The organism is Shewanella sp. MBTL60-112-B2, from assembly GCF_019655055.1.
GTDB lineage: Bacteria > Pseudomonadota > Gammaproteobacteria > Enterobacterales > Shewanellaceae > Shewanella.
The window spans coordinates 24,284-36,270 of record NZ_BPFA01000046.1 but is presented as its reverse complement, the minus strand read 5'-3'; the positions used below and the strand labels follow the sequence as shown (position 1 = coordinate 36,270).

Here is an 11,987-nt window from a genome sequence, read left to right as displayed (position 1 = left end):
GCATAAGTGTGACTTAAGTGTGTTAATTGTAAGAAAAAGTAAAACCTATTGAAGCTAAATTGTCTCAAGGTAAACTAAACGCAATTGGATACAGTAGTCTTTCAGGACACTCATGAAAAAAATAATAATATTCCTTACATTGCTTGGTGCCGTTGGCGCCTATTTCTATCTACAACAAGCTCCTAATGAAAAAGTAAAAAGAGCGCGGCCGACACCAAATGTGGTGATCACTAAGGCGTCGATGCAAGCTATTCGTGATGAAGTGGAAGCTCTCGGTACCAGCAAGGCAAACGAGTCGATTACTGTTACGCCTAAAGTGACTGACGTAGTCACCGAAGTGAACTTTGATGATGGCGAGCTGGTTGAGAAGGGGCGCTTACTGGTTCAATTACAGGATCGCGAACAGATTGCACGTGTGACGGTAGCAAAAGTAAAAGTTAAAGATCACCAACGCGAACTAGAACGAATTCGTACCCTTGTGACGAGTCAAACTATTGCTGAACTTGAGCGTGATCGCCTGCAAACCCTTATCGATACGGCAAAAGCAGAATTAATTCAAGCAGAGTCAGCCCTAAAAGATAGACGGATTAGCGCTCCATTTTCAGGCTCACTTGGCTTACGTCAAGTGAGTGTTGGTGCACTGGTTTCTCCTGGCAATACAATTACGACCTTAGATGATATTTCCGTTATCAAATTAGACTTTTCCGTGCCAGAACGCTTCTTACAAGCTTTAGCATTAGGTAAAACAGTCGAAGCGACAGCCGTCGCATTCGACGGAGAGGTATTTAAGGGTAAAGTTGTTTCTATCGATAGCCGTATCAATCCCAAAACCCGAGCTGTGATTGTTAGGGCTGAGATCCCTAATCCAAAGCAGAGATTACTTCCTGGAATGTTAATGAAGGTGAAGTTGATTAAAACCAGCAGAGATGCGCTAATCCTGCCGGAATCTGCGATTATTCCAATACAAGACAGGCATTATGTCTATTTGGTGAATGAAGAAGGTGTGATTGAGCAAAAGCAGGTTTCATTAGGTTTACGTAAACGTGGTTGGGTGGAGATCTTAGACGGTATTGCGTTAAATGAGCAAATCGTGATCCGAGGTTTATTAAAAGTCCGTCCAGGTGACAAAGTAAAAGTGACCTTAAGTGAGCGCTTTAGTTTTCTTGAGCAAGCGAGCGTGGAGCCTGTGGCATGATCTTAACTGATATTTCGGTTAAGCGACCGGTTTTCGCTTCAGTCATTAGTATTCTACTCATCATTTTTGGCTTAGTTGCCTTTGAAAAGTTACCGTTGAGAGAGTATCCCAATATTGATCCTCCTGTAGTGTCGATTCAAACCAATTATCGCGGAGCCAGTGCTGCAGTTGTTGAAAGTCGTATTACTCAGTTAGTAGAAGATCGAATTAGTGGTGTAGAGGGCATTAAACACATTAGTTCATCGAGCAGTGATGGCCGTTCAAGTGTTACCCTGGAGTTTGATGTCGGTCGCGACATTGAAGCCGCGGCTAATGATGTGCGTGATAGAGTATCGGGCTTACTCAACAACCTGCCTGAAGAAGCTGAGCCACCTGAAGTTCAAAAGGCTAATGGCGGTGATGAAGTCATAATGTGGCTTAATCTGGTGTCGGATCAGATGACGACCTTACAGCTGACCGATTACGCCAGACGTTACTTAATTGACCGTTTTTCTGTTATCGATGGTGTGGCTAATATGCGCCTTGGTGGAGGTAAAGTTTATGCAATGCGCGTATGGATAGATAGGCAGGCGCTAGCGGCAAGAAGTTTAACCGTTGCCGATATTGAAGCGGCATTACGCTCAGAAAATGTCGAGCTCCCCGCTGGAAGCGTAGAATCGAAAGAGCGTCACTTTACAGTGCGCTTAGAGCGTAGCTTTAAGACTTCTGATGATTTTGCCAATTTGGTGTTGGCCGAAGGGGAAGATGGTTACTTAGTTAAACTGGGTGACGTGGCCAAGGTTGAGATAGGCTCAGAAGAGGAGCGTATAACCTTTAGAGGTAACCGCGAAGCCATGATTGGACTTGGCGTGTCTAAACAATCGACAGCGAACACTTTAGACGTTGCGCGCGCTGCTAATAAGTTGGTTGATCAGATAAACCCAACACTACCCGCCGGCATGGAGATTAAGCGCTCTTACGATAGCTCGGTATTTATCGAGGCGTCAGTTAAGGAGGTATACCAAACCCTGTTTATTGCGATGTTTTTAGTCATAGTGGTAATTTATCTGTTTCTTGGTAGCGTACGCGCCATGCTTATTCCGGCGTTAACTGTACCTGTATCCTTAATGGCGACATTCATAGTGCTGTATGCCTTGGGATATACCATTAATTTACTCACTCTATTGGCGATGATCTTAGCTATCGGTATGGTCGTCGACGATGCAATTGTGGTACTTGAAAATATCCATAGACGAATAGAGGAAGGCGATTCGCCATTGAAGGCGGCATATCTCGGCGCGAGAGAGGTTGCATTTGCTGTCGTTGCTACAACTTTAGTGTTAGTAGCAGTATTTATGCCTATTACCTTCTTAGAAGGGGATTTAGGTAAGCTATTTAAAGAGTTTGCTGTTGCCATGAGTGCAGCGGTGATTTTCTCCAGCGTAGTGGCATTAACGCTCAGCCCTATGATGTGCTCAAAAGTACTTAAGCCATCAGGGCAAGATCCTTGGTTGGTACGTAAGATAGATTCAGGAATGGATAAGCTCGCAAGCTATTATCGCTTAACCTTAGCTGCCGCGATGCGCCACCCATATTTAGTTTCTTCTCTTATTTTAATCGCATTAGTAAGCAGCGCATTTCTAGCTAAAGAAGTTCCTCAGGAGTTCGCACCTAGAGAAGACCGGGGGTCAATGTTCCTGATTGTTAATGGGCCTCAAGGAGCAAGCTTCGAATACATTGAATCCTATATGGATGAAATAGAAAATCGCTTGATGCCTTTGGTTGAGGCTGGAGAGATAAAACGTTTATTAATTCGCGCACCTCGTGGCTTTGGTCGCAGTGCAAACTTCTCTAATGGTATGGCGATTATTGTTTTGGAAGATTGGGCGGTGAGGCGCAGTGCTTTTGAAATCATCGGCGATATAAGAGGGCGACTATCAGACTTGGCGGGTGTTCGAGCATTTCCTGTTATGCGCCAAGCATTTGGGCGTGGTGTGGGTAAACCTGTGCAGTTTGTTTTAGGTGGCCCGAGTTATGAGGAGCTGGCCAGATGGCGCGATATTATTATCGAGAAGGCAAAGGAAAATCCTAACCTTGTGGGTTTAGATCATGATTACAATGAGACTAAACCACAACTTAGGGTGGTGATAGATAAAGACAGAGCTGCCGATCTAGGGGTTTCCATCTCTCATATTGGTCGTACGCTAGAATCGATGCTGGGCTCGCGCTTAGTTACAACCTTTATGAGAGATGGTGAAGAGTACGATGTTATTATTGAAGGTAACCGAGATAATCAAAATACGGCTAACGATTTAGAGAATATCTATGTTCGTTCAGATAGAAGTAAGGAGCTTATTCCTTTATCTAACCTTATTTCAATTGAGGAGTTTGCTGATGCGAGCCAGCTCAACCGATACAACCGTATGCGAGCCATTACGATCGAAGCAAACCTAGCTGACGGTTATAGCTTAGGCGAAGCATTAGATTACTTAAATGATTTGACCTATGAATACCTGCCAACTGAGGCGATAGTGAGTTATAAGGGCCAATCATTGGATTATCAAGACTCAGGTAATTCGATGTACTTTGTATTTATTTTAGCCCTTGGGATAGTATTCTTAGTGTTAGCTGCTCAGTTTGAAAGTTATGTTCACCCACTGGTTATCATGCTTACGGTTCCCTTAGCGACACTCGGTGCCTTAATTGGTTTATGGTTAACCGATCAAAGCCTGAATATTTACAGTCAAATAGGCATTATCATGCTGGTGGGCTTAGCGGCTAAGAACGGTATTTTGATTGTTGAGTTCACTAACCAATTAAGAGATAAAGGCATTGAGTTTCAGCAAGCGATTATCCAAGCATCGAGTCAGCGACTTAGACCTATCTTGATGACGGGGATCACAACCGCAGCGGGAGCCGTTCCCTTAGTACTTTCTGAAGGGGCGGGAGCCGAAACCCGCTTTGTTATTGGTGTAGTCGTGTTGTCAGGGATAACTTTAGCTACCTTCTTCACACTATTGGTTATTCCTGTAGCATACTCCTTGTTAGCTCGAAATACTGGCTCGCCAGAGGCGATAGCTAAGCAACTGGAGAAGGAGCTGTCTAAGACTTAAGCGCTGAGGGGAAAGTTTGAACCTTTGCTAAATTTGAAAGACAAAAAAGGCGCTTTAAGCGCCTTTTTTGTGGATGATTAATTGGAGTCATTAAGACTTGCCAGTTTTATCATCGTGATTCGATGGATCATCAGTTTGTTTATCGTCACTGTTAGCATTATCACTGTTGTTATCTTTAGCATCCGTTGCTGGTTGTTTTTTGCCGTGATGATTTTTACCAAAGTGCGTCATCTTGTGTTTTGCACTGTACTTTAAGACCGCAAGATTACTAGCGATCACCCCAAGCACGAGTAAAATCAATAAACCTACTTCCAGATCTGACATCATTAAGCCTCAAATTTAGTCAACGGCGAGCCTAGCTTCACAGATACGAATATCTTCAGGCGTATCAACTTCAGGAAAATCAAATGCGCTGATTGCAACTTTGATTTTGTAGCCGTACTCAAGTGCTCGCAATTGTTCCAACTTCTCTAACTCCTCTAAACGACCTAGAGGCAACTTTGCAAATGTTTGGATAAATTTACGCGTATAAGCGTAGATCCCTATGTGCTTGTAGACTGGGTAGTCAGAAGTATCACGACCAAAAGGGATCCGTGCACGAGAAAAGTACAATGCGTTATGATTATTATCGAATACTACTTTTACATGATTAGGATCGTTAAGTTGATCTTCATCTTTTATCTCTACGCCTAATGTCGCCATATCAAATTCACCAGCATGACGTTCACACAAGCTAACAAGTTGTTCGATAACAATAGGGTCGATAAGCGGTTGGTCACCTTGCAAGTTAATGACTAGGTCATCATCAGCCAATCCGAGTATTGAAATGGCTTCATCGATACGGTCGGTACCTGATGCGGCATTTGTACCTGTCATAACAACCTTGCCACCAAATCCTTCTACAGCGTTTTTAATGCGCACATCATCGGTGGCGACATAGATGTCTTTAAGCCCTTTTGCTAAAGATGCGCGCTCGTAAACGTGTTGGATCATAGGCTTACCATTGATTGGAGCTAATGGCTTGCCAGGAAAGCGGCTTGATCCATATCGAGCAGGGATTAATAAGGTTACATTCATTCAATTTACCTACTTAAGAAAATATCATGGGCCTCAAGATGAAACCCATTTTATGCTTATGCTAGAGTTTAGATCCGACGGAATAACTGAGTGAGCATTTCATCGGTGACTTTTTCTTCCCAGCCTTCGCCATAAACATTATCCCATAGCGGGCCCATGCTTTTAGTGACGGCTACCATCTTAGCGATAGTTTTATCAGGAAGATCCTTACAGATGTTCTTAGGCAGAATGATGTTGTGCTTGTCCATCATCAAACGGAACTCTGCAACACCTTCTGGATAGAACTCTTCAAGTACATCAAATGCTAAGCAATTACCAATCCCATGATGGTAGCCTAATACATAGCCAAGACCATAAGAAACCGCATGACAGGCACCAACTTGGCTATAGGCAATACTCATACCGCCCATATAGGAAGCCATCATCAGCTTGTCATCTTTCTCTTCATGATCGTCTATAAAGACTTCACGGCAAAGCGCCATGGATTTTTCGGCAAATGCTTTTGCAAATTCATTTAAATAGGTGCCCTGCAGTGATTCAATGCAATGGATATAACAATCCATACCTGTGTAGAACCATTGATCTGTTGGAACACCTGCAATCAGCTCAGAATCCATAATGATCTGATCGAATACAGTGTAATCAGAGTTTAAGCCAAGCTTACGCACTGGACCACATAATACCGCAGTACGTGATGCTTCTGCACCTGTACCTGATACTGTTGGGATCCCAATATGATGGATTGCTGGATTTCTAATCAGATCCCAGCCTTGGTACTCGGCACTTCCACCAGGGTTGGTCAGCATTAGCGAAACCGCTTTTGCTAAATCTAATGTTGAGCCGCCACCGAGTCCGACCACGCTAACCGGTAATTTGCAGTTAAAGGCTTGGACTTGCTCTGTTAGAGCATCAACTTGTTTTGTCGTGGGTTCGTCGTCCACATTGACATAAATGAGTAAGTCATGTGCTTTGGCTGGAACACGATTACTTAGCGTTTTAAATTGATGCGCATCATCAACTAAAAAGACTACAAAGTCATCTTCAGCCTCGCGTTCTTTTGCTAACACTTGGTTAAGTTGGGCAAATGAGCCGCGACCAAAAATCATTTTTGGTACACATTTAAAATTCTTAAAACTCATTACGACATTCTCCGTTGGGCCATTAATTTAAAATGTGCCATCGTGCTAAATTGAATAGCAAGACGGATACTCGTTGTTATTTAAGCGAAAGCACGTTTGATATTCTGGATTCGCTGCATTATTTTGTCCTCGGTCCATGAAAGTTTAATAAGCATTGAAATAGTACGACTCATAATGGCATCAGATTTCGGTACTGACACTTTAGTATAATCGGGTCTATCTTCAATCAGTGTAATTGGAAGGGCTGCAGAAGATTTCAGTTCTTGAATATGCTTCCAATTTGATAAATAGTGCCAGTTATTGACATACCAGTAAAAACAGCCGTCAACACCGTTTGCTGCAAGTTTTTTATTGATTTCGACAGTCCGTTCTTCACTAGGCATGAAGAAAGTTAAGAAGCCAGCGGAGTCACCTTCAACATCAGGGATCTCACGAAAAGCTACCTCTGGGATTGCCGCCATGGCATCTTTTATCAATTTTTTATTTGTACGCTGAATGTCTATGATTTTGTCTAGTTTACGTAATTGGGCTAGACCCATTGCAGAGTTCATTTCTGAAATACGAAAGTTCAGCCCCATGATAGGGTGGCCTTCGGCGCCGCGATCATTGCCAACATGGTCATGTCCATGGTCTGAGAACATATGGGCATGATTATAGAGTGCCTCGTTGTTGGTGATGACAGCGCCACCTTCACCACAAGTGATAGTTTTTACTGAGTCGAATGAGTAGCAACCAACATCGCCTATAGTGCCTAAGGCTTGGCCTCTATAGCTGCCACCAATGGCTTGGCAGGCATCTTCTAGTAGCACTAAGTTATGTTTGCTACAGATAGCCTTGATTTCATCCATTTTAGCCATTGAGCCGCACATATGGACTAGGTTAACTGCTTTGGTTTTTGGGGTTATAGCAGCTTCGATACCTGCTGGTGATAAACATAATGTTTCATCAATTTCAGCAAATACTGGCACTGCACCGGCCATAAATACCGCTTCAACAGATGCGACAAATGTGAAAGGAGGAACGATAACTTCATCGCCTGCGCCAATACCTGCAGCGGCCATTGCTGTTTGTAAGGCAGCGGTGCCACTGGATACTAAGTGAGCATGCTTGGCTCCCATTTTTTTGCAGAGTAGGGCCTCCATTTCACGGGTTTTCCAGCGGTCATTACGCATATGATCAAAGTTATAACGGAATGTAAATCCATTCTCCATTACATCCGCGACTTCTTGTTTCTCTTCAGGACCAAATAATTCAAAACCAGGCATGGATATTTCCTTAGTATTCACTGCGCTAAATTACGCTAAAAATAAACAATCGATTATAACTGTGTTGGCCAGCTCACTGTGATAATTCTTACTGTTTTCCCTATATTTATTAATATTTTTGCAACAAGTGTTGTAAAAAAAAGGGCTAGCTCAGTACATTGTCTGAGCTAGCCCTTAATAAGTTGATTTTAATTGATAGCCTTTAGCTATTCTCTGCTTCCGTATCTTTATTTACGGTTACATCTAAATCGGAGAGTAAACCGTTTTCTACGCTATAAATCCATCCATGAATGGCAACATCTTGACCACGAGCCCAAGCTTCTTGAACTATGGTGGTACTAGTAACGTTGGCCACTTGCTCCATGACATTCAATTCGCATAAACGATCAAAACGCTCAGATTCGTCCATATTGTCAAGATCGGCTCTATGTAAACGATAAATATCGCGGATATGACCCAGCCAGTTATCAATAAGACCAAGTCTTTCTTTACCCATAGAGGCTTTAATACCGCCACAGCCGTAATGACCAACAACCATAATGTGCTTAACTTTTAGCACTTCAACGGCATACTGGAGTACAGATAAACAGTTTAAATCTGTATGGATAACCATATTGGCAATGTTGCGGTGAACAAATACTTCACCAGGCATTAGGTCAATGATCTGATTAGAAGGTACTCGGCTATCTGAGCAACCTATCCATAAATACTCAGGACTCTGTTGCTTAGCGAGTTGTTCAAAGAATTGTGGATCTTCTTCTAGGATCCGGCCTGCCCAGCGGCGATTGTTTTCAAAAAGCGGTTTTAGTAGTTTCATTCTGCTCTTATATCGGTCAGTTAAGAAAATCTCAATACAGGCTAAGTTTATCACTGAAACTTAGCTCTGCTGGTCTATTCAGTACTATAGAGAAGTAATCTTAAATGTTTGTTAAAATTGTTGCTGCCAGGTTGTTTGTGTTGCAAGTAATCTAACTTGAAAGATAAGTTGAATCATAAACTAGCTGGCAATATGTTTTGTGCTTAGGCTGACTAGGAACTGTCGAATAGAAGCTAAGCACAGAGTGAAAACGACCTTAGAGCGCTCTAAAATAGTCTATTTTAAATAGGACTAATGATGCGTCGCTAAAAATTGGCTTAGCTGTTGATTGACAAAGTCAGCTTGTTCCAATGTAGAAATGTGCCCACAATCTGGAATATGGATATATTTACTCGCATCAATAGCGTCATGCATTAAATACCCCTCGAGTACCGAACGCGCTTTGTCTTCAACCCCTGTCATAATTAAGCAGGGAAGGGTAAATAAATGGGCATCATCCATGGTATCGCGACGACCAAAAATCATTCTGCCAAGCTGATAAAGCGTGTCGATGTTGTTGTCAAAATGGTTGAGTTTTTGTTTAAGCAGTGCAACTAATTCAGGTTGAGGCTGATTTGCAAAAAACAGCGGCGTGATGGTGTCGATGACTTTAGTCGATACGGTTTTTTCAGCCTTTATCACATCCAGCATTGCATAATATTTATCACGGGTGATCTCTGGTTCATAACCAATAAAGCTGCCAAGCATGACGAGGCTTTGTACTCGAGCTGGAGCCTTAAGTGCAAGCTCAGCCCCCCACATAGCACCAACAGATAAGCCAATTACTGAGAACTTTTCGATATTAAGCGCATCCATAAGCTCAAGCATCTGACTGGCTATATCCCGTAAATTACGACTGCAAGTGGGTAATGAACCGGAAAAACCGTGGCCCCAAAGATCAGGTACAATGCATCGATAATTTTGGCTTAAGTATGCGATTTGAGGTGCCCACATTTCGCTATCCCAAAGGTAACTGTGGCCCATTAATAAGACTGGCCCTTGACCAATATCAAGGTAGCTGAGTGTACTGCCTTCAATGGTTAACTCATGTCTGTTCGTTACGGTATTTTCGGCAAAATTCGTGGTTAATTCGCTTATGTTCACAGTGGTATCTCTAAATATGTGTGAAGAAATCTGGTTTTAGAGCGGCAGTTATAGCGCTGGTATTGGAGCTACTCGAAAAACATATTCGTCGACAAGGGCATCAATACGCTCAAGTATTACGTCTTTATGTAAAATCGATGAATCCGCTATAACCGCTTTAATCGACTCGATATGGTAATTATTTATATAGTCTTTAGAAATTGGAAAGTAGCTAAAGTGCCAAGGTTCTGGACTCACACCGCTCAAGTTTTCTTGATAGGGGCGATAAAACCCATATTGATGAGCATGGGAGTCTAACCACTGACTTAATTGGAAACAAGGGCCATCGGCTTGGTATTCTTGGGAAATTAGGCGTAAATCATGACGTGATATCTGATTTGCATCAAAGATATCGATATCTGTTCCCCAGTGATGGCGGGACATTCCTGGTATGGCAGACCAAATTAGGATCATATCAATCAAATGACTTGAAGATAATAATTCGATGGCGACCGGTTGTGATTCTTTGTTTAACAGAACTCTTTTACCGCTAGCCTTAGCATTCCAGATAGATTGCTGCTTATCGAAATCTCGATAAGCAGAGCAGATCTGAATATCGAGACCGTCAGACACCGCCGCTTGCTGCATTTTTAAAAATGCAGCAGCAGTGTTGGACTCTAGCTGATGACCTAGACACTCGATTAAGCCAAGATGTTCGAGTCCATAAAGATGGCGATGGTTTACTTGCAAAGTAAATTTTCCAAAATGGCTTCATAGCAGTCGGTGAGTAGTTCAAGATCGGAGACCTTAACACACTCATTAACTTTATGAATCGTCGCATTGACAGGACCTAGCTCAATGACTTGGGCGCCAGTTGGTGCGATAAATCGGCCATCAGAAGTTCCACCCGATGTCTGTGGATCGGTATCTGTACCTGTTACCTTCTTGATGGCTGCTTTGGTTGCTTCTAATAGTGGCCCATCTCCAGTTAAGAAAGGTAGCCCATTATATACCCAGCTAATATCGTAATCTAAGCCGTGGGCATCGAGAATATTTAATACGCGCTCAATCAATATCTCAGCGGTAACTTCGGTAGAATAACGGAAGTTAAACATCACCTCTAACGCGCCAGGGATCACGTTAGATGCTCCCGTGCCACCATTGATGTTAGCTATTTGAAAACTGGTTGGCGGAAAGAATTCATTGCCATCATCCCATTTCATTCGTGCTAGCTCGTCTAATGCTGGAGCGGCCTTATGAATGGGGTTGTCAGCGAGGTGAGGGTAGGCAACATGGCCCTGGATCCCTTTAACCGTGAGGTTACCAGTAAGACTGCCTCTGCGGCCATTTTTTACAATATCACCCAGTTTATGGGTCGATGAAGGTTCGCCAACTAAAGACCAAGTGATCTTCTCATTACGTGCTTCGAGGGTATCGATAACGCGAGTGGTGCCATTAATAAATGGCCCTTCTTCGTCACTAGTAATAAGAAAGGCGATAGAACCTTGATGATTAGGGTTTTTCTTAACGAAACGCTCAGCTGCAACAAGCATTGCGGCTAAGGAACCTTTCATGTCGGCAGCACCGCGACCATGTAGGTAATCGTCAATAACCACAGGTTCAAAAGGTGGTGTATGCCAGCGGTTTAAGTCCCCAACAGGCACGACATCGGTATGGCCTGCAAAACAAAAGACTGGAGACTGAGTACCTCTTCGAGCCCACATATTGGTGGTATCATCAAATACCATCGACTCAACTTCAAAGCCTGCTTGGCTTAATCGCTCAGCCATAAGTGGTTGGCATCCTTCATCTAAAGGAGTCACTGAAGGACGAGAAATAAGATCTTTGGCTAGGCTAAGAACCGCTGATTCTTGTTGTTGGCTCATAGGTTAAACCACACGCGATAGTCAGCTTCTTTGAATCCAACTTGAACTTGTCCGTTTAACACTAAAACAGGTCGCTTGATCAAGGTTGGATAAAGTGCCATAAGTGCCACAGCTTTATTTTGATTGAGGTCGTTTTTTTCTGTATCGGTTAGGTTTCTGAAGCTGGTGCTACGTTTATTAAATAAGGTTTCCCAACCAACGGCCGCTACCCATTGCTCAATTTGCTCTGTGCTAAGTCCATCATCACGAAAATCATGAAAAGTAACTTCTAGCTGATTTGCTTCAAGCCATTTACGTGCCTTACGAACAGTATCGCAATTCTTTATTCCAAAGAGTGTCAAAGGGTACTCCAATCTGTTTTTATAAGTTGCATGCATTGTGGCATTGCTTTTAA

Annotated in this window: 11 protein-coding genes; 2 read left to right on the top strand and 9 right to left on the bottom strand. The window is 42.9% G+C overall.

Annotated features, from left to right (window positions below):
• The first annotated feature begins 112 nt into the window (after positions 1–112).
• On the top strand, positions 113–1,195 hold the full coding sequence (locus K5Q73_RS20390; RefSeq protein ID WP_220765168.1) for an efflux RND transporter periplasmic adaptor subunit: 1,083 nt from the start codon (positions 113–115) through the stop codon (positions 1,193–1,195).
• Complete coding sequence (locus tag K5Q73_RS20385) at positions 1,192–4,287, top strand: efflux RND transporter permease subunit (RefSeq protein ID WP_220765152.1); 3,096 nt, start codon at positions 1,192–1,194, stop codon at positions 4,285–4,287. Before K5Q73_RS20390 ends, K5Q73_RS20385 begins: the two co-directional genes overlap by 4 nt.
• Before the next feature lie 90 nt (positions 4,288–4,377).
• Here the strand turns inward: K5Q73_RS20385 and K5Q73_RS20380 are convergent, their stop codons facing one another.
• From K5Q73_RS20380 to K5Q73_RS20340, 9 genes are all read right to left on the bottom strand, one after another.
• Positions 4,378–4,614 (bottom strand): DUF2897 family protein, encoded by a 237-nt coding sequence (locus K5Q73_RS20380; protein WP_374706893.1) that lies wholly within the window; start codon positions 4,612–4,614, stop codon positions 4,378–4,380.
• A gap of 12 nt (positions 4,615–4,626) precedes the next feature.
• Positions 4,627–5,364: a 3-deoxy-manno-octulosonate cytidylyltransferase gene (gene kdsB, locus K5Q73_RS20375; protein ID WP_220765150.1), complete on the bottom strand. Its 738-nt coding sequence runs from the start codon at positions 5,362–5,364 to the stop codon at positions 4,627–4,629.
• A 68-nt stretch (positions 5,365–5,432) separates the two neighbouring features.
• Entirely contained in the window at positions 5,433–6,503 is a 1,071-nt protein-coding gene (gene kdnB, locus K5Q73_RS20370; RefSeq protein WP_220765148.1) for a 3-deoxy-alpha-D-manno-octulosonate 8-oxidase KdnB, read from the bottom strand.
• 80 nt (positions 6,504–6,583) lie between these two features.
• Positions 6,584–7,768, bottom strand: a complete 1,185-nt coding sequence (gene kdnA, locus K5Q73_RS20365; RefSeq protein ID WP_220765146.1) for an 8-amino-3,8-dideoxy-alpha-D-manno-octulosonate transaminase KdnA — start codon at positions 7,766–7,768, stop codon at positions 6,584–6,586.
• A gap of 202 nt (positions 7,769–7,970) precedes the next feature.
• Positions 7,971–8,585 (bottom strand): carbonate dehydratase, encoded by a 615-nt coding sequence (gene can, locus K5Q73_RS20360; protein ID WP_220765144.1) that lies wholly within the window; start codon positions 8,583–8,585, stop codon positions 7,971–7,973.
• 291 nt (positions 8,586–8,876) lie between these two features.
• Positions 8,877–9,728 carry an alpha/beta fold hydrolase gene (locus tag K5Q73_RS20355; RefSeq protein WP_220765136.1) on the bottom strand — a complete coding sequence of 284 codons (852 nt, stop codon included), beginning with the start codon at positions 9,726–9,728 and terminating at the stop codon, positions 8,877–8,879.
• A 48-nt stretch (positions 9,729–9,776) separates the two neighbouring features.
• Positions 9,777–10,457 (bottom strand): M15 family metallopeptidase, encoded by a 681-nt coding sequence (locus K5Q73_RS20350; RefSeq protein ID WP_220765128.1) that lies wholly within the window; start codon positions 10,455–10,457, stop codon positions 9,777–9,779.
• Positions 10,448–11,593: a succinyl-diaminopimelate desuccinylase gene (gene dapE, locus K5Q73_RS20345; protein WP_220765126.1), complete on the bottom strand. Its 1,146-nt coding sequence runs from the start codon at positions 11,591–11,593 to the stop codon at positions 10,448–10,450. The genes K5Q73_RS20350 and dapE overlap by 10 nt, the downstream gene beginning before the upstream one ends.
• Complete coding sequence (locus K5Q73_RS20340) at positions 11,590–11,934, bottom strand: ArsC family reductase (protein WP_259650821.1); 345 nt, start codon at positions 11,932–11,934, stop codon at positions 11,590–11,592. The genes dapE and K5Q73_RS20340 overlap by 4 nt, the downstream gene beginning before the upstream one ends.
• Between the last annotated feature and the right edge of the window lie 53 nt (positions 11,935–11,987).

Excerpts from the sequence above, each read along its gene's own strand:
- K5Q73_RS20385 (WP_220765152.1), top strand. The coding sequence starts at position 1,192 with ATGATCTTAACTGATATTTCGGTTAAGCGACCGGTTTTCGCTTCAGTC.
- can (WP_220765144.1), bottom strand. The coding sequence starts at position 8,585 with ATGAAACTACTAAAACCGCTTTTTGAAAACAATCGCCGCTGGGCAGGC.
- kdsB (WP_220765150.1), bottom strand. The coding sequence starts at position 5,364 with ATGAATGTAACCTTATTAATCCCTGCTCGATATGGATCAAGCCGCTTT.
- kdnA (WP_220765146.1), bottom strand. The coding sequence starts at position 7,768 with ATGCCTGGTTTTGAATTATTTGGTCCTGAAGAGAAACAAGAAGTCGCG.
- K5Q73_RS20390 (WP_220765168.1), top strand. The coding sequence starts at position 113 with ATGAAAAAAATAATAATATTCCTTACATTGCTTGGTGCCGTTGGCGCC.
- K5Q73_RS20380 (WP_374706893.1), bottom strand. The coding sequence starts at position 4,614 with ATGATGTCAGATCTGGAAGTAGGTTTATTGATTTTACTCGTGCTTGGG.
- dapE (WP_220765126.1), bottom strand. The coding sequence starts at position 11,593 with ATGAGCCAACAACAAGAATCAGCGGTTCTTAGCCTAGCCAAAGATCTT.
- kdnB (WP_220765148.1), bottom strand. The coding sequence starts at position 6,503 with ATGAGTTTTAAGAATTTTAAATGTGTACCAAAAATGATTTTTGGTCGC.